The sequence below is a fragment of the Cellulomonas sp. WB94 genome, from assembly GCF_003115775.1.
Taxonomy (GTDB): Bacteria; Actinomycetota; Actinomycetes; order Actinomycetales; family Cellulomonadaceae; genus Cellulomonas_A.
The window spans coordinates 1,460,270-1,476,374 of the sequence record NZ_QEES01000002.1 but is presented as its reverse complement, the minus strand read 5'-3'; the positions used below and the strand labels follow the sequence as shown (position 1 = coordinate 1,476,374).

At 72.1% G+C, this 16,105-nt stretch carries 18 protein-coding genes, 2 tRNA genes and 1 riboswitch; of the genes, 11 read left to right on the top strand and 9 right to left on the bottom strand.

The window, feature by feature from the left end:
* Positions 1-26 precede the first annotated feature (26 nt).
* The 4 genes from DDP54_RS07950 (at position 27) to DDP54_RS07940 (ending at position 1,073) form a co-directional block, all read left to right on the top strand.
* Positions 27-100, top strand: a tRNA-Ile gene (locus DDP54_RS07950).
* 21 nt (positions 101-121) lie between these two features.
* The gene (locus tag DDP54_RS18590) at positions 122-241 is read left to right on the top strand and encodes a DLW-39 family protein (RefSeq protein WP_242448289.1); all 120 of its coding nucleotides are present in this window, start codon (positions 122-124) and stop codon (positions 239-241) included.
* A gap of 12 nt (positions 242-253) precedes the next feature.
* A tRNA-Ala gene (locus DDP54_RS07945) sits at positions 254-326 on the top strand.
* 153 nt (positions 327-479) lie between these two features.
* Positions 480-591, top strand: a riboswitch (SAM riboswitch).
* Positions 592-641: 50 nt separating this feature from the next.
* Positions 642-1,073, top strand: a complete 432-nt coding sequence (locus tag DDP54_RS07940) for a hypothetical protein (RefSeq protein WP_109131287.1) — start codon at positions 642-644, stop codon at positions 1,071-1,073.
* Positions 1,074-1,132: 59 nt separating this feature from the next.
* On the opposite strand, the gene DDP54_RS07935 is transcribed toward DDP54_RS07940, so the two are convergent.
* Positions 1,133-2,062, bottom strand: a complete 930-nt coding sequence (locus DDP54_RS07935) for a hypothetical protein (RefSeq protein WP_109132436.1) — start codon at positions 2,060-2,062, stop codon at positions 1,133-1,135.
* 271 nt (positions 2,063-2,333) lie between these two features.
* Here DDP54_RS07935 and rnhA point away from each other — a divergent pair, with 271 nt between their 5' ends.
* From rnhA to DDP54_RS07915, 3 genes are read left to right on the top strand one after another with little or no spacing between them, the layout of a single operon-like run.
* Entirely contained in the window at positions 2,334-2,765 is a 432-nt protein-coding gene (gene rnhA / locus DDP54_RS07925; RefSeq protein WP_109132435.1) for a ribonuclease HI, read from the top strand.
* A gap of 23 nt (positions 2,766-2,788) precedes the next feature.
* On the top strand, positions 2,789-3,328 hold the full coding sequence (locus tag DDP54_RS07920) for a peptidylprolyl isomerase (RefSeq protein ID WP_109131286.1): 540 nt from the start codon (positions 2,789-2,791) through the stop codon (positions 3,326-3,328).
* Between the two features lie 22 nt (positions 3,329-3,350).
* Positions 3,351-4,199, top strand: coding sequence for a rhomboid family intramembrane serine protease (locus tag DDP54_RS07915; RefSeq protein WP_109131285.1), 849 nt, complete (start codon positions 3,351-3,353; stop codon positions 4,197-4,199).
* A gap of 74 nt (positions 4,200-4,273) precedes the next feature.
* On the opposite strand, the gene DDP54_RS07910 is transcribed toward DDP54_RS07915, so the two are convergent.
* Entirely contained in the window at positions 4,274-4,519 is a 246-nt protein-coding gene (locus tag DDP54_RS07910; RefSeq protein ID WP_109131284.1) for a cell division protein CrgA, read from the bottom strand.
* A 108-nt stretch (positions 4,520-4,627) separates the two neighbouring features.
* On the opposite strand from DDP54_RS07910, the gene DDP54_RS07905 reads away from it, so the two are divergent.
* The 4 genes from DDP54_RS07905 to DDP54_RS07895 are packed head-to-tail and all read left to right on the top strand — an operon-like array spanning position 4,628 to position 7,062.
* A complete protein-coding gene (locus tag DDP54_RS07905; RefSeq protein WP_242448288.1) occupies positions 4,628-5,419 on the top strand; it encodes a DUF881 domain-containing protein in 792 nt (263 codons plus the stop codon).
* Positions 5,416-6,246, top strand: coding sequence for a class E sortase (locus DDP54_RS07900; RefSeq protein WP_109131283.1), 831 nt, complete (start codon positions 5,416-5,418; stop codon positions 6,244-6,246). Before DDP54_RS07905 ends, DDP54_RS07900 begins: the two co-directional genes overlap by 4 nt.
* The gene (locus DDP54_RS18380) at positions 6,246-6,404 is read left to right on the top strand and encodes a hypothetical protein (protein WP_197711341.1); all 159 of its coding nucleotides are present in this window, start codon (positions 6,246-6,248) and stop codon (positions 6,402-6,404) included. Before DDP54_RS07900 ends, DDP54_RS18380 begins: the two co-directional genes overlap by 1 nt.
* 1 nt (position 6,405) lies before the next feature.
* Positions 6,406-7,062, top strand: coding sequence for an aminodeoxychorismate/anthranilate synthase component II (locus DDP54_RS07895; RefSeq protein ID WP_109131282.1), 657 nt, complete (start codon positions 6,406-6,408; stop codon positions 7,060-7,062).
* 55 nt (positions 7,063-7,117) lie between these two features.
* Here the strand turns inward: DDP54_RS07895 and pknB are convergent, their stop codons facing one another.
* From pknB to DDP54_RS07860, 7 genes are read right to left on the bottom strand one after another with little or no spacing between them, the layout of a single operon-like run.
* A complete protein-coding gene (gene pknB / locus DDP54_RS07890; RefSeq protein ID WP_347338503.1) occupies positions 7,118-9,133 on the bottom strand; it encodes a Stk1 family PASTA domain-containing Ser/Thr kinase in 2,016 nt (671 codons plus the stop codon).
* A gap of 2 nt (positions 9,134-9,135) precedes the next feature.
* Positions 9,136-10,500: a serine/threonine-protein kinase gene (locus DDP54_RS07885; RefSeq protein ID WP_109131280.1), complete on the bottom strand. Its 1,365-nt coding sequence runs from the start codon at positions 10,498-10,500 to the stop codon at positions 9,136-9,138.
* Positions 10,497-11,951: a penicillin-binding protein 2 gene (locus tag DDP54_RS07880; protein WP_109131279.1), complete on the bottom strand. Its 1,455-nt coding sequence runs from the start codon at positions 11,949-11,951 to the stop codon at positions 10,497-10,499. The genes DDP54_RS07885 and DDP54_RS07880 overlap by 4 nt, the downstream gene beginning before the upstream one ends.
* Positions 11,948-13,453, bottom strand: a complete 1,506-nt coding sequence (locus DDP54_RS07875; protein WP_109131278.1) for an FtsW/RodA/SpoVE family cell cycle protein — start codon at positions 13,451-13,453, stop codon at positions 11,948-11,950. Before DDP54_RS07875 ends, DDP54_RS07880 begins: the two co-directional genes overlap by 4 nt.
* Positions 13,453-14,751, bottom strand: a complete 1,299-nt coding sequence (locus DDP54_RS07870; protein ID WP_109131277.1) for a Stp1/IreP family PP2C-type Ser/Thr phosphatase — start codon at positions 14,749-14,751, stop codon at positions 13,453-13,455. Before DDP54_RS07870 ends, DDP54_RS07875 begins: the two co-directional genes overlap by 1 nt.
* 5 nt (positions 14,752-14,756) lie before the next feature.
* Positions 14,757-15,281 (bottom strand): FHA domain-containing protein, encoded by a 525-nt coding sequence (locus tag DDP54_RS07865; RefSeq protein WP_109131276.1) that lies wholly within the window; start codon positions 15,279-15,281, stop codon positions 14,757-14,759.
* A 9-nt stretch (positions 15,282-15,290) separates the two neighbouring features.
* Positions 15,291-16,001 (bottom strand): DUF3662 and FHA domain-containing protein, encoded by a 711-nt coding sequence (locus tag DDP54_RS07860; protein ID WP_109131275.1) that lies wholly within the window; start codon positions 15,999-16,001, stop codon positions 15,291-15,293.
* Between the last annotated feature and the right edge of the window lie 104 nt (positions 16,002-16,105).

Below are 16,105 nucleotides of genomic sequence, written 5' to 3'. Positions count from 1 at the left end.
CGCCCCGCCCAGCGTGGTGCACATACGGGCCTATAGCTCAGACGGTTAGAGCGCTTCCCTGATAAGGAAGAGGTCACAGGTTCAAGTCCTGTTAGGCCCACTCCCGACCCGTGGGGGACCGATGAAGAAGCTGCTTCTCCTGATGGCAGTTGCGGCAGTCGGCTATGTCGCGTGGCAGCAGTACTCGCAGAACCAGGACGACCGGGATCTGTGGGCAGAGGTCACCGACACCTTCGAGTGACCCACCGCTCTCGGGGCCATGGCGCAAGTGGTAGCGCACCTGCTTTGCAAGCAGGGGGTTAGGGGTTCGAGTCCCCTTGGCTCCACCGCAGGTCGAAGGCCTCTTCCGGTGTCCGGGAGGGGCCTTTGCCATGCTGCCCCCTCGCCACGGTCCAGTCCGGCCTCCTCCGTCGTCCCGCGCCCGCGGGCCTGACCACGCTGCGCGAAGCGGCCCTCCCGGCGTGTGGGATGCTCGTCCCGGTCACGAGGTCCAGCGACAAGCCTTCCGGCGTGCTGGCCGGCAACCGCGTCCCGTCCACGGTGCCCCCGGAAGAAGACCCGCCCGCACCTCCGGTGCAGGAAGAACGGACGCACGCGACCTCCCGAGGGACCGCCGGGTGCTCGAACGACGAGGCGGACCCATGTCAGCACCCCTGATCCAAGATGAGGCCGAGGTCATCCGCTGGCTCGGCGAGGGCCGCACGTACGCCTGGATGAGCGAGGAGTACGAGCGCCGGTACAACGTCACCACGGGTGCCGCCGTGTGGGCCGACTGCCGGCGACGCACCGTCTTTACAGAGCAGGTCGGCCCGGACGACGGTCTCGTGCCGTGGCAGGTCGCAGACTGCCACCGTCGGGCGTTCGCGGTGGCCATGCTGCGCATGGAGGCCCGCAGGCGCGCCGGCGCGGCCCTCTCCCCCGGCGACACCGTGCGCCTCGCACGCTGGCGTCGCGAGCCGGACGAGCGCGGGCTCGTCGTGAGCTACGACGCCCAGAGCGACGAGGGGTTCGGGTACGTGCCGCGACGTCCGGGCCTCGACCCGGACCTCATCAGGGAGCCGTGGACGTCCTAGCCCCCTGGTCGTGCCGCCTCCGGCCGACGCGCGTGGCCGGAGGCGCTTCCTGACCGAGGTCAGATGGTCGTCTCGTCAGGTGTCTCGCTGGCAGCCTCGACACCCTCGGAGGCGGCCGAGTCGGCCGTGTCGATGGTCTTGGGCACCGAGCGGCGCGTCGTGACCTTCTTCGCGGCGTCCGTGACCTTCTCGGTGAGGTCCTCGCGGGCCTCGGTGACCTTCTCGGTCAGCTCCTCGGCGGCGGCGGTCACCTTGTCGGCGGCCTTGCGTGTCGCCTCACGGCTCTTCGCGACCGTGGCACCGGCGACCTCGCCGACGGTCTCGGCGGCGTCGCCGACCTTCACGGTGAGGTCCTCGCGTGCCTCGTGCGCGCGGGCGCGCAGGGTCTCGGTGCCCGTGTGGCCCGCCTCGGTGGCGGGCTCCCAGGGCTCGGCCCACGGGTCCTCGGTCGATCGCGTGCGGGTCCAGGCGGCGACAGCGGCGCCGATCCCCGCCAGGAGCGCGAACAGCCAGAAGGCGTTCCGGCCCGTGTGCTTCTTCTTCTCGGTCGCGGCCGCCTCGGCAGCTGCCGCGGCGGCGGCCAGTGCGGCGGGTGCGGTGGCCGCCTTGTCGGCGGCCTTCTCGACGGCCGCACCGGCACGCTCGGCGGCCTCGTTGATGGCCGTCACCAGGCGCGGGAGCAGGTCGTCGACGAGCTTGTCATGGGCGGTGTCGATGGCCGGCGCGGCCATCTCCGCGGCCTTCTCGACGCGCGGTGCCGCGGCCTTCACGCTCTCCTTGTACAGGTGCTCGATGCGCGGCACGAGCCACTCGACAGCTGCCTCGATGCGCGGCGTCGACCAGTCCTTGGCCTGCCCGGCAGCCTCGGCGGCGTGCGTCGCTGCCTCGCCGGCGTGAACCTTCGCGCTCGCTGCGAAGTCCGCGGCGTGCTCCTTGAGGCGCTCGGTGTCGACCTGGTCGAGCGTCGGGCGACGGATGCTGAAGGTCATGTCCACTCCCGTGTTGTGCGGCTGGCGTCCTGAGGTCCCACTCTGCCACCACGCGCGGGAGCGCGCAGGGTCCCGGCGCACGTCACGGGTGCGCCGATGCCCCGCGGGACGACCTAGAGTCGGGCTCATGCCGTCGTCCGTCACCTCGTCCACCGACTCGTCCGCCGCCGCGCCCTCCGCCCCCGCGCCCGCCGCGCCCGCGACCACGCCTGCGCCCGCGACCTCGTCGTCCCGGCCGGCCACGGACGCCACCGCCGCGACAGTCGTCGAGATGTGGACGGACGGCGCCTGCAAGGGCAACCCCGGCGTGGGCGGCTGGGGGGTCTGGATGCGGTCGGGCACCCACGAGCGCGAGCTGTTCGGGGGCGAGGAGGACACGACCAACAACCGCATGGAGCTCACCGCGGTCATCGAGGGCCTGCGGGCCCTCAAGCGGCCGTGCACGGTGCAGCTCAACATCGACTCGCAGTACGTCATGAAGGGCATGACCTCGTGGCTCGCGGGCTGGAAGCGCAACGGGTGGCGGACGGCCGACAAGAAGCCGGTCAAGAACGCCGAGCTCTGGCAGGCCCTCGACACGGAGGTCGCGCGGCACACGATCACCTGGCAGTGGGTCAAGGGGCACGCGGGCGACGTCGGGAACGAGCGGGCCGACGAGCTCGCCAACCGTGGTGTGGACCAGGTCAGGGAGCGACGCGGCTGACGTCGTCGTGAAACACTGCTCCCATGTTCGCGACGCTGCACACGACCGCCGGTGACATCCGGATCGAGCTCTTCCCGAACCACGCGCCCAAGACGGTGGAGAACTTCACCGGCCTGGCCACGGGTTCCAAGGCATGGAAGGACCCCCGTACCGGTGCTGAGCGCACCGACCCCCTGTACAACGGTGTGATCTTCCACCGCGTGATCTCCGGCTTCATGATCCAGGGCGGCGACCCCCTGGGCACCGGGACCGGCGGCCCGGGCTACAACTTCGACGACGAGATCCACCCCGAGCTCGGCTTCACGGAGCCGTACCTGCTCGCGATGGCCAACGCCGGCCCGCGGCGCGACCCGATCACCGGCAAGGTGGGTGGCACCAACGGCTCGCAGTTCTTCATCTCCGTCGCCCCGACCACGTGGCTGACCGGCAAGCACACGATCTTCGGCAAGGTGGCGGACGACGCGTCGCGCGCCGTCGTCGACGCGATCATCGCCGTCCCGACGCGTGCGGGCGACCGCCCCGTCGAGGACGTCGTCATCTCGTCGGTCACGATCGAGGACTGAGCGGCTTCCCGCCCGCCGTCTCATGAGCTCCTTCCAGCCGCTGCCCGAGACGGCGGGCCCCCCGGTCTGCCCGCGTCACCCCGACCGGATCTCCTACGTCCGCTGCCAGCGCTGCGGACGGCCCGTGTGCCCGGAGTGCCAGCGGCAGGCGCCCGTGGGTGTCCAGTGCGTCGACTGCGTCGCTGAGGCGGCACGCAACGCCCGGCCGACCCAGACGGTGCTCGGCGGGCGCGTCCACGACGGGCGCCCGGTCGTGACGCTCACGATCATCGCGCTGTGCGTCGTGAGCTTCGTTCTCCAGCTGGCGGTGCTCGGCTGGACAGCCCGGTGGGCGTTCTCGCCCGCTGCAGGTCAGGTCGAGCCCTTCCGGTTCCTCACCACCGCGTTCCTGCACTCGACGAGCATCTTCCACATCCTGTTCAACATGTACGCGCTGTGGATCGTCGGCCCGTTCCTCGAGAACGCTCTGGGCCGGGCGCGGTACATCGCGCTCTACCTGATCAGCGCGGTCGCCGGGTCGGTCGGGGTGCTGCTGTTCGCGTCGCCGGTGGAGTTCGCGTGGGTCCAGGGGGCCGTGGGCGCGTCCGGCGCGGTGTTCGGGTTGTTCGGCGCAGTGCTCGTCGTGCTCCGCAGGCTCGGCCGCAACGCGCAGAGCTTCCTCATGATCATCGGACTGAACCTGGTCATCGGGTTTGTCGTGCCGGGCATCGCGTGGCAGGCGCACGTCGGCGGCCTGGTTGTCGGGGCAGGCCTCGGCGCCGCCTACGCGTACGCGCCGGCGCTGCGTCGTCGTGAGATCGGCATCGTCGCGACCGTCGTGGCGGCCGTGGTCGTCGTCGGGCTGGCCCTGCTCAAGTACGCGAGCGTCTGAGGAAGCGAATTACACCCGTGTAGTTATCCACAGGGTTGTCCCCGCCTGGGGACAACCCCCTCGTGGTGCGGGGCTCAGTGCCAGCGGGTCGTGAGGCTGAAACCCGCCAGGATCAGCACGAAGCCGATCGCGAGGTTCCACTGCCCGATCCCCGGGATCGGGTACTGGGACTGCATCATGTAGGTCACGACGATCCAGGCCAGGCCGACGATCATCAGGGTGAGCATGACCGGCACGAGCCAGGTCGGGTTCACCACGGGTCCGGCCGCCTTGGGGGGCGGGATGTACGCGGGCTTCTTCCGCGACCTCGACTCAGGCACGTCAACAGCTCCTGTCCTGCGATGGGGCGGGGCGGCGAACGGCAGATCGGCGCCGGCCCGCCGGAACGTGGCTTAGCGTAGTGGCGATCACGCCCGAGAGGAGCATGCGTGCCGGACCGCACCCACCACGTCGTGCACAGGGTCAGCCGTGGAACGCTCTCGGTGACGCTCGTGCTCGCGCTCGCCGGCATGATGTTCGTGGCCAACGCGCGGCTCGCGCGCGGGACCGACGAGCGCCACCCCCAGAACCTCGCCGACCTCGCCGCTGTCGAGGAGTCGCGTGTCGCGCGGCTGCAGGGCGAGGTGGGCACGCTCCGCACCGAGGTCGACCGGTTGACCGAGGAGCAGGCACGACTCACGGGCCTGCAGATCGGTTCGCCGGGGTCCGGGTACGACGTCGCCTCCGGGATGGTGGGCGTCACCGGTCCCGGGATCACGGTGAGCATGACCGACGCGCCCGCCGACTCGCAGAACCTCCCGAACGTGCGCCCGGACGACCTCGTCGTCCACCAGCAGGACCTCCAGGCGGTGGTCAACGCGCTGTGGGCGGGTGGGGCCGAGGCCATGAGCCTCATGGACCAGCGGGTCATCTCGACGAGCGCGTTCCAGTGCATCGGCAACGTCCTGTCGCTGCACGGCCGGCGGTACTCGCCCCCCTTCGTCGTCCGCGCGGTCGGCGACCCCAAGAAGCTCCGGGCGGCGCTCGCCGCCTCCCCCGCCGTGCAGATCTACCTCCAGTGGGTCGACGCCGTGGGGCTCGGCTGGAGCGTCACGACCGCTCAGGACCCGTTGAACCTCCCCGCGTACGAGGGCATCACCGAGCTCAAGTACGCGCAGGTCCCCCACGGCGTCGAGGTGCTCCCGGGCCTCGCCGCGGCCACGTCAGGCTCGGGCTCGTGACGGCTCCGGCGCGCGTCGGCCCGCCTCGGCACGGACGGGCTCCGCAGCCCGCGCGGTCGACGAGCGCGGGATCGGTCGCGCTCGCCGGTCTCGGCGTCGTCGGCGAGCTGCTGATCACGGCCGGCGTCCTGCTCCTCGCGTTCCTCGTGTGGCAGCTGTGGTGGACCGACGTCGAGGGCAACCGCGCGCAGGCCGAGATCGTCCGGAACCTCGACTGGGCCCAGGCACCGACGACGGCACCTTCTGCTGCGGCGGGCCCGGGTGCGACGGCCGGCCCGGCTGCGACGCCGGCTGTGGTCATCGCCGCCCCGCACCGCGGGGAGGACCCGCCCGTCGACGTGGAACCCGACCTCCGGACGACGTTCGCGACGCTGCAGGTGCCGCGCTGGGACGGGGAGCCCGAGCGTCCCGTCAGCGAGGGCGTCGACAAGGCGACCGTGCTCGACTCCCTCGGCATCGGCCACTACCCCGGCACGGTGATGCCGGGCGCCATCGGGAACTTCGCGATGGCCGGGCACCGGACGACCTACGCCAAGCCGTTCAACCGCGTCGCCGAGCTGCAGGTCGGCGACCCGATCGTGGTCCGGACCGCGTCGACCTGGTACGTGTACCGCGTGACGTCCACGGAGATCGTCCGTCCGCAGGACGTCGCGGTCATCGCCCCGGTCCCCGGGAAGCCGGGCGTCGCACCGACGGAGCGCTCGATCACGCTCACGACGTGCCACCCGATGTTCTCGGCCCGCGAGCGGTTCATCGTGCACGGCGTGCTTGACTACTGGGCACCGGTCTCCGAGGGTGTTCCCGCTGAGATCGCCGGAGGAGCCTGATGTACGGGTGGTTGTGGCGGCACCTTCCGGGGTCGACGCCCGTCCGGGTCGCGATCCTCGTCGTCCTCGCGGCGGCGGTCCTCGCGGCCTGCTTCACGTGGCTGTTCCCGGCGATCGCGCCGCTCATGCCGTTCAACGACACGACTGTAGGGGTGTGAGATGACCCGGATCCTGGTGGTCGACAACTACGACTCGTTCGTCTACACGATCGTGGGGTACCTCGCACAGCTCGGCGCCGAGACCGTCGTGGTCCGCAACGACGCGGTTCCCCCCGTCGAGGAGCGCACGGGGTTCGACGGCGTCCTGATCTCCCCCGGACCCGGCACCCCCGCCGAGGCCGGTGCGAGCCTGCAGGTCATCCGCGACTGCGCGGCGGCCGGGATCCCGATGCTCGGCGTGTGCCTCGGGCACCAGGCGCTCGGCGAGGTGTTCGGCGGCACCGTCACGCACGCGCCCGAGCTCATGCACGGCAAGACGAGCCAGGTCATCCATCACGGCGCCGGCGTGCTGGCCGGGCTGCCGAGCCCGTTCACCGCGACGCGCTACCACTCGCTCGCCGTCGTCGCCGGCACGTTCTCCGACGAGCTCGAGGTCACTGCGACCGTCGAGAGCGCGCACGGCCCGATCATCATGGGCCTGCAGCACCGGACGCTGCCGCTGCACGGCGTGCAGTTCCACCCGGAGAGCGTGCTCACCGAGGGCGGGCACCGGATCCTCGCGAACTGGCTGACCCTGTGCGGGGACACCGAGGCGCTCGAGCGCTCGGTCGGGCTGCACCCGCTGGTCCGGACGAGCACGACCCCCGCCGCGAGGTAGCCGAACCCCCGTTCCGGGGTCGTGCTCGCGGCGGGCTGGCTGCGTCGTCAGTGGGTCAGGGGGTTGGCTTGCCGCCTGGCACCGGTGCGGTAGCGCCGCTGGTCGGGGTTGCACCCTGCGACACGTTGAGGATCACCGTCGAGCCCGGGGCCACGATCGCGCCCTTGTTCGGGTTCGACGACGTGACGATCCCCGCGGCGTAGTCGGCGCTCGCGACATCGTTCCTCGACGCCTGCAGGCCGAGGGCCTGGAGCTGCGCGGCCGCCTCGTCGTAGGTCTTGCCGACGAGTCCGTCCGGGATGGTGACGGTCGTGGGCGCGATCGCCACCGAGATGCCGACCGTGCTGCCCTGCTGGATGAGGCCCGGCGGCCGGTCCTGCGAGAGGACGGAGTCGGGAGCCTTGTCGGCGGACTCCACGTTGGTGAAGCTGCCGGTCAGGTGCAGCGTCGTGAGGATGCCCTGGGCCTCGGTGCGGGACTTGCCGACGAGGTCGGGGAGCTGCACGTTGCCGCTCGAGATCGACAGGTTCACCGCCGAGCCTGCCGCCACGGGCGAACCCGCCGGCGGGTCGCTGCTGATGACCTTGCCCTGCGGCTGCACGGGGTCGTCGACGGGCGTGATGTTGCCGACCGTGAGCCCGAGGTCCTTGAGCTGGGCGCGTGCCTGGTCCTGCGTGAGACCGGCGAGGTCACCGAGCTGCACCGAGTCCGGGCCGGTCGAGATCCAGACCTTGACGTGGGACTTCTCCGGGACCGCGGTGCCCTCGACAGGGTCCGTGCGGATGGCGAAGCCCTCCGCGATGGTCGCGTTGGACTCGGCCAACCGGTCGAACTCGAGGCCCAGGGCGACGATCTTCGACCTCGCCTCGGCCTCGCTGAGGTTCGCGACCGTCGGGACGGTCACCGTCGTCGGCGTCTGCACCTTGTTCGCGTTGGCCTGGATGAGGGCGAAGATCCCACCGATCGCCAGGATGGCGACTGCCACGAGGGTCCACAGGAGCCAGCGCCTGCGCGGCGGCTCCTCGTCCTCCGTCCGGTGCGACTGCGGCAGGACTCCGGTGGCGCCCGGCGTCGTCGGCGCCCACGGGCTCGCGCCGGCCGGCACGATCTGCGTCGAGGCCGTCGCAGCGGCTGTGGGGGACATGACCTGCGTCGCGGGACCGGACGCCGCAGCGCCCACGGCGAACGCGCTGATGGGCGGTGCCGCGACACGTCCGCCGCGGGCTGCCGACTCGAGGTCGGCCCGGAACTCCGCGGCCGACGAGTAGCGGTCGTCGCGGTCCTTGGCGAGCGCCTTGAGCGTGATGCGGTCGAGGGTCTCGGGGACGTCGGCCGCGAACGAGCTCGGCGTCGGGGCGGCCTCGCGGACGTGCTGGTACGCCACGGCAACGGGGGAGTCGCCGATGAACGGCGGGCGGCCGGTGAGCAGCTCGAAGAGCAGGCAGCCCGTGGAGTAGAGGTCGCTGCGCGCGTCGACCTGCTCGCCGCGGGCCTGCTCGGGCGACAGGTACTGCGCGGTGCCGATGACGGCCTGGGTCTGGGTCATCGTCGCCGCGGAGTCGGCCACCGCGCGGGCGATGCCGAAGTCCATGACCTTGATCGCGCCGGTCGGGGTGAGCATGACGTTCGCGGGCTTGATGTCGCGGTGCACGATGCCCGCGTGGTGGGAGTACTCGAGGGCCGACAGCACGCCGGCGGTGATCTCGACGGCCTCGTCGATCGGCACGGCGTTGCCGTCGCGCAGGATGTCCCGGACCGTGTGGCCCTCGACGTACTCCATGACGATGAACGGCACGTGCGCGACGACACCCGACGCCTCGGTGACGAGGTCCTCGCCGGTGTCGTAGACCGCGACGATGGCCGGGTGGTTGAGGGATGCGGCCGCCTGCGCCTCGCGCCGGAACCGGGCGAGGAACGACGGGTCACGCGCGAGGTCGGAGCGGAGCACCTTGATCGCGACGGTGCGCCCGAGCCGCGTGTCGTGGCCGATGTGCACCTCGGCCATCCCGCCGCGCCCGATGAGCTCACCGACCGCGTACCGTCCGGCGAGGATCCGGGAACCTTCGTCCACCACTAGGCGTCCTTCGTTGTTGTCAGGGTGTCGGGATCGCCCGGCACACTCTCGGAGATCATCCCATCCTCGGTCCGAGGACGAGGGTATCCGGCGTCGTCCGCGCGCAGGCGCTGTTCTGCGACCGCAAGCACGGACGAACCACCAGGCACGTCCCAGGGGACGTCCGCACGCGTCAACGCCTGGGCGAGGGCCGCGCCGAGCAGCGCGATCAGCAGCAGCATCAGCGCCACGAGCGGCCAGGTCAACCGGCCCACGCGGGTGCCGGTCGTCGTCGACGTGCGTCGGGTCACCGGCTCGGACGTCGCGCGGTGCGAGCCGGCGGACCGCCGTGCGTCCTGCTCGCCCTGGTCGCGCAGCTCGCGTCGCGGCGGGTACGACGGCGGGACCACGCCCGGATCGGTCGGCCGGGCCGGGGGAGCCACCACGATCGGGACGGCTGCGGGCGCCGGCGGTACCTCGCGCCGGGGCTCGGGCACGGCTTCGGCGCGTCGACCCGACCCTGCGACGCGCGGGTCGGTGACGACGACGTGGATGCCGGTCGGCGGTGTCTGCTCGACCATGCCGTCGAGCGCGTGGGCCAGCTCGGCCGCCGAGCGGGGCCGGTCGGCAGGCTCCTTGGAGAGCAGGCGCATGACGATGGCGGCCAGGCGTGGCTCGACCGACTGCGGCAGCGGCGGCACTGGCGTGTTGACGTGCGCGACGGCGATGTCCACCGCCGTCGGGCCCGTGAACGGCCGGTGCCCGACGAGGGACTCGTACGCGACGATCCCCAGCGAGTACAGGTCGGACGCGGCGGTCGCGGGCTTGCCGACGGCCTGCTCCGGCGACAGGTACTGCGCGGTGCCCATGACCATGCCCGTCGCGGTCATCGGGACCTGGTTCGTCGCGAGCGACACCCCGAAGTCAGTGATCTTCACGCGCCCGCCGCGGCCGAGCAGGATGTTGCCGGGCTTGACGTCGCGGTGCACGACGCCGGCCGAATGGGCCGCGTGCAGCGCGCGGGCGGTCTGGGCGAGGATCGGCAGGAGTCGCTGCGTCGGGAGCACCGGCTCGCGCTCGAGCAGGTCGGACATGGGCTCGCCGACGACGAGCTCCTGGACGAGGAACGCCGAGCCGTCCTGCTCCCCGTAGTCGTAGAGCTGGGCGATGTTCTGGTGCGACAGCGACGCCGAGTTGCGGGCCTCGGTGCGGAACCGGGACAGGAACCCCGGGTCGCCCGCGTACTCCTCGCGGAGCACCTTGATCGCGACGTCGCGCGCGAGCGACTCGTCGTGCGCGACCCAGACCTCACCCATGCCACCGACGGCGATCTGCCGGACCAGCCGGTACCGGTCGCCGAGGACCTCACCCTGTGCGGCTCTCACTTGCCCAGCACCGCCTGCATGACGGCCTTGGCGATGGGTGCGGCGACGCGTCCGCCGGTCGCCTCGTTGCCGAGGCTGCCGCCGTGCTCGACGAGCACGGCGACGGCGACCCGCGGGGCGTCCGCCGGGGCGAACGCCGTGAACCACGCGTGGGGCGCGGAGTCGTCGGTGGTCTGCGCGGTACCCGTCTTGCCCGCGACCTGCACGCCCGGGATCTTCGCGGCCGTCCCGGTGCCGTTCTCGACGACGCCAATCATCATGTCGCGCAGCGCGGTGGCGGTCGTGGGGGAGACGGCGGTGGAGCGCACGGACGGCGACGCCTCGCTGATGATGTCCAGGTCGGCGGTCCGCACCGTCTGCACGAGGTACGGCTCCATGACCTTGCCGCCGTTCGCGATCGCGGCGGACACCATGGCCATCTGGAGCGGTGTGACGCGCACCGAGAACTGGCCGATCGCGGACTGCGCGGTCTGCGGCGCGTCGAGACCCGCGGGGAAGACGCTCTTGGTGGCGAGCATCGGGATCGTCAGGCCGTCGTCGTCGAACCCGAACTTGTCGGCCTGCGCGGCGAGAGCGTCCTGACCGAGGTCCATCCCGAGCTGAGCGAACGCGGTGTTGCACGAGATCCGCAGCGCGTCGGTGAGCGTCGTCGTCGTGGCGTCGCCGCACGACTCGCCGCCGAAGTTGGTGATGGTCGCCGACGTCTGCGGCAGGTCGAGCACGGTCGGCGACGGGACCGAGGTGTCGGCCGCATACCTGCCGGACTCGAGCGCCGCGGCCGCGGTGATGAGCTTGAACGTGGAGCCGGGCGCGTAGGTCTCCCGGATCGCGGTGTTGAGGAGCGGGTTGCCGTCCGCCGCCAGGAGCTCCTTGTACGCGGCGCCGGCCGCCGCGGTGTCGTGCGACGCCAGCACGTTCGGGTCGTAGCCGGGCTTGGACACCATGGCGAGGATCGCGCCGGTGGTCGGGTCGATCGCGACGACGGCCCCGCGCTGGTCGCCGAGCGCGTCCCAGGCGGCCTGCTGCGCGGCGGGGTTGATCGTCAGCTCGACCGACGAGCCCAGCGGCTGCTTGCCGGTGATGAGGTCCTGCAGGCGCGTGAGGAACAGGGAGTCGGCCGACCCGGTGAGCACGTCGTTCTCGGCCGACTCGAGCCCGGACGCGCCGTTGACGACCGAGTAGAAGCCGGTGACCGACGAGTACAGCGGACCGTTCGCGTAGCTGCGCTGGTACCCGAACGCGTCGTCGCTCGGCGTGGAGGACGCGATGGCCTGACCTGCGACGACGATCGGCCCGCGCGGCTTGCCGTACTCGCGGTACAGCGTGCGCACGTTGCGGGTGTCGTTGTTGAGCGCGCTCGCCTGGCCGAACTGCACCCAGCTGACGCCGCCGATGAGCACGACGAACATGACGACGACGACCGTCGCGAGCCTGCGCAGGGGCGTGTTCATGCGTCCGCCCCCCGGCTGCTGATCCGTTCGGTCGGCTGGTCGTCGCCGTCGGCCGCGGCGGGCGCGTTGCCGGCGGTCCCGGAGCCGCCGGACGCCGCGGACGTGCGGACCGGGATCGGCGCCGTCGTCACCGGCGGACGCGGCGGCGGACCCGCCATCGCGACCCCCGCGGGCCGTCGCGCGTCGTCCGAGATCCGCAGCAGCAGGGCGACGATGATCCAGTTGGCGAGCAGCGAGGACCCGCCGTACGCCAGGAACGGTGTCGTCAGGCCAGTCAGCGGGATGATCCGCGTGATCCCGCCGACGACGACGAAGCACTGCAGCGCCACGACGAACGCGAGCCCGCCCGCGAGCAGCTTGCCGAACCCGTCGCGCACGCCGATCGCCGTCCGCAGGCCCCGCTGGGCGAGGACGAGGTAGCACATCAGGATCGCGATGAGGCCGGTCAGCCCGAGCTCCTCGCCGAGCGACGCGACGATGAAGTCCGACTCGGCGTACGGCACGAGGTCCGGGCGCCCCTGCCCCCACCCGGTGCCGAACAGGCCACCGCTCGCGAGGCCGAACAGGCCGCGGACGAGCTGCCCTGAGCCGCCCGGCGCACGGTTGAACACGTCGGTGTCGAGCGCGTGCAGCCAGACGGTGAAGCGCGCGCCGACGTGCCCGATGAACATCGCGGCGAGCGCTGCACCGCCCGCGAAGAGCACGAGACCGATGACGATCCAGCTCATCCGCTCGGTCGCGAGGTAGAGCATCGCGACGAAGAGCCCGAAGAACAGCAGCGAGGTGCCCAGGTCGCCCTCGAACACGAGCACCGCGAGGGAGACGGCCCAGGCGACGACGAGGGGGCCGAGGTCGCGGATCCGCGGCAGCTGCAGCCCGAGGACCTTGGGACCGGCGAGCGCAAGCGTGTCGCGGTTCGTCACGAGGTACCCCGCGAAGAAGACCGCGAGCAGGATCTTCGCCAGCTCGGCGGGCTGGAGCGAGAAGCCGCCGACGTGGATCCAGATCTGCGCACCGTTGATGTCGGCGCCCAGACCCTTGACCAGGGGGAGCACGATCAGGACGAGGCCGGCGACCATCGCGGTGTAGGTGTACCGGCGCAGCGTCCGGTGGTCGCGCAGCGCGACGAGCGTGACCGCCGCGAGCACGACGGACACGGCCGTCCACCCGAGCTGGCGGGTGGCGAAGCTGCTCTCGATGCCGCGCGCCGACCGGGCCAGGTCGATCCGGTAGATCATCGCGAGGCCGATGCCGTTGAGCGCCACGACGACCGGGAGGATCACCGGGTCGGCGAACGGTGCCCGCAGGCGCAGGACCACGTGCATCGCGACCGCGATCACCGTCATCCCGACCCCGTACCCGAGCACGTTCGCGGGGACCGCTCCCGTCGCGCCGATCCCGACCAGCGCGTAGGACGCGACGCCGATCGCGAGGGCGAGCGCGAGCAGCCCGAGCTCGACGCTGCGACCGACACGGACCCGGTGGGGCTGAACGGTCGCCATCATCCCGTTGCCGCGTTGGCCAGGGCGTCCTGCTCGAGCAGCCGGACGCGCTCGCGTGCGTCGTCGAGGGAGTCGGTGTGGATCGTCTGCTCGAGACGGTCGCGCACGTACGCCGAGAGGTCGTCGACCCGTGCGTCGGAGCGCTCCACGACGGTGGACAGGGACAACGGCCCGACGGTCTGCGGGATGCCCTGGTAGATCGCGACGTTGCCGGCGTCGATGCCCACGTAGTGCTGCGTCTGGGTCCACTGGTAGGCGAGCACGCCGGCGGTGACGAGGGCGGCGAGCACCACGAGCGTGACGATGGCCGCCACGACCCGACGGCGCCGACGACGGCGCGGATCCGGTGCGTCCGCGTCCTCCGCCTCGTCGGTGCTGCCGGCGCCGTTGGCCTCGGTGCCCGGCGCGGTGCCGTCGGACGCCGAACGCGCGGCGGCCCCGGCCTGCTTCGACAGCGCCGAGGCGCGGGCCGCCGGACCGTCGGCCGCGGCCGTCGGACGGTTGCGTGAGGTCGCCGCCGACCCGACGATGGCCGCCGACGTCGAGGGGCCGCCGCCGTCCGGGACGTTGTCGAGCTCGACGACGTCGGCTACGACGACCGTGACGTTGTCCCCGCCGCCCGCCCGCAGCGCGAGCTGCACGAGCCGGTCGGCGCACGCGTCGACGTCCGCGATGTCGCGCAGCGTGTCGGCGATCGTGTCGCCGCTGACGAAGCCCGACAGCCCGTCCGAGCACAGCAGCCAGCGGTCGCCCGGGCGCGCCTCACGGACCGACAGGTCGGGGGCGACGTCGGGGTCGAAGTCACCGAGCACGCGCATCACGACCGAGCGCTGCGGGTGGTGCTCGGCCTCCTCGGGCGTGATCTTGCCGGTGTTGACGAGGTGCTGGACGAACGTGTGATCGGTCGTGACCTGGGTGAGGGCGCCGTTACGCAGCAGGTAGCCGCGCGAGTCGCCGAGGTGCACCATCGCGAGCTTGTTGCCCGCGCGCAGGATCGCGGTGACGGTCGTGCCCATCCCGGCGAGGTCCGGCTCGGCCTCGGTGCGGGCCACGATCTCGTCGCGCGCGGCCTCGAGGGCCCGCTCGAGCTCGTCGAGCGCGTCGTCGGGCCCGTGCGACTCACCGTCGAGCGGGGCGAGGGCGGCGATCGCGACCGACGACGCGACGTCGCCGCCCGCATGCCCGCCCATGCCGTCCGCGACGACGAGCAGGTGCGGGCCCGCGTACGCAGAGTCCTGGTTGTTCGCGCGGACCAGCCCGACGTCGGACCGTGCCGCGTACCGCAGAGCGATGCTCACCCGGGTTACCTCTGCAGCTCGATGACGCTCTGGCCGATGCGCACCTGCGCGCCGGGCGGGACGGGGGTCGGCTGCTGGACCTTGACCTCACCGAGGAACGTGCCGTTCGTCGAGCCCAGGTCCTCGACGAGCCACTGGCCGCCCTGCGGGAAGATCCGGGCGTGCCGCGACGACGAGTAGTCGTCGTCGAGCACGAGCGTGCACGACGGCGCGCGCCCGATGAGGACAGCCGACGAGCCGAGCGGCAGCGTCGTGCCGCGCAGCGGCCCCTCGGTCACGACGAGGCGAGTGGGGATGGCCGAGGCACGTGCGGCCCGGCTGCCGCGGCCGCCGGTCTGTGGGGCGGGCTGCTCGGCGCTCGCTGCACCGGCGGCAGTGCCGGTCGCGCGCGTCCGCGGGGCGGGCCCGCGCCGGTCGACGATCTTGGTGCCGTACAGGTCGCGGCGCAGCACGCCGATCGCGGAGAGCACGAAGACCCAGAGGAGGACGAGGTAGCCGAGGCGCAGGAGGGTGATCGTCAGCTCACTCATGCGGGCCGTTCACTCGTCCTGCTCGGCGGCCGCGTCGCCGGTCCAGAACATGATGCGCGTACGGCCGATCGTGAGCGTGTTGCCGTCGAGCAGCGTCGCGGCCGGGACCTGATGGCCCTCGACGAACAGACCGTTCGTGGACCCGAGGTCGGTCGCGACGACGCCGTCGGGCCCGACCCGGATCTCGAGGTGACGGCGCGAGACGCCGGGGTCGTCGACGATGATGTCCGCCTCCGAGCCACGCCCGATGACGGTCACGGGACCCGTCAGCAGGTAGCGCTGGCCGTCGATGTCGACGAGCGGGTGGCGCGGGCTCGGTGCGACGGTCGTCGCGGGTGCGACGGCACCGCGGACCGTCGCGCTGCGGACCCGGAACCGTCCGGTCTCCAGGTCCTCGTGCTCGAGGAACGTCACGGTCACCGGCCCGACGAACGCGTAGCGCTGCCCCGCCGCGTGGTCGGTGACGTTCGCTGCCAGCTCGTCGGCCAGGGCCTCCGCGCCCCACGCCGAGACCTGCTCGTGGTCGGCCGGCGAGAGCTCGATGGTGAAGTCGTTGGGGACGACGGTGCGGTCCCGGTCCACGACGGCGGCCCGGTCGTCCACCTCACGGCGCAGCGCGCTCGCGAGCTCCACAGGCTTCAGCTCGCTGCGGAACGCCTTGGCGAAGGCGTTGTTGACCGCACGCTCGACCCCGTGCTCGAACTTGTCGAGGATGCCCATCGCCCCACCTCCTTCGCCGCCCCTGCGTCTCCGGTCTACCTGTCGCGTGGGTGACGTCGCCCGCTGACGGACCGCGCGCCCGCGGTTCGTCGGCCTTGATCGTA

Coding starts and splice junctions, on each gene's coding strand:
- rnhA (WP_109132435.1), top strand. CDS start 2,334: ATGTGGACGGACGGCGCCTGCAAGGGCAACCCCGGCGTGGGCGGCTGG.
- DDP54_RS07935 (WP_109132436.1), bottom strand. CDS start 2,062: ATGACCTTCAGCATCCGTCGCCCGACGCTCGACCAGGTCGACACCGAG.
- DDP54_RS07895 (WP_109131282.1), top strand. CDS start 6,406: ATGACCCGGATCCTGGTGGTCGACAACTACGACTCGTTCGTCTACACG.
- DDP54_RS18590 (WP_242448289.1), top strand. CDS start 122: ATGAAGAAGCTGCTTCTCCTGATGGCAGTTGCGGCAGTCGGCTATGTC.
- DDP54_RS18380 (WP_197711341.1), top strand. CDS start 6,246: ATGTACGGGTGGTTGTGGCGGCACCTTCCGGGGTCGACGCCCGTCCGG.
- DDP54_RS07915 (WP_109131285.1), top strand. CDS start 3,351: ATGAGCTCCTTCCAGCCGCTGCCCGAGACGGCGGGCCCCCCGGTCTGC.
- DDP54_RS07920 (WP_109131286.1), top strand. CDS start 2,789: ATGTTCGCGACGCTGCACACGACCGCCGGTGACATCCGGATCGAGCTC.
- DDP54_RS07940 (WP_109131287.1), top strand. CDS start 642: ATGTCAGCACCCCTGATCCAAGATGAGGCCGAGGTCATCCGCTGGCTC.
- DDP54_RS07865 (WP_109131276.1), bottom strand. CDS start 15,281: ATGAGTGAGCTGACGATCACCCTCCTGCGCCTCGGCTACCTCGTCCTC.
- DDP54_RS07880 (WP_109131279.1), bottom strand. CDS start 11,951: ATGAACACGCCCCTGCGCAGGCTCGCGACGGTCGTCGTCGTCATGTTC.
- DDP54_RS07860 (WP_109131275.1), bottom strand. CDS start 16,001: ATGGGCATCCTCGACAAGTTCGAGCACGGGGTCGAGCGTGCGGTCAAC.
- DDP54_RS07875 (WP_109131278.1), bottom strand. CDS start 13,453: ATGGCGACCGTTCAGCCCCACCGGGTCCGTGTCGGTCGCAGCGTCGAG.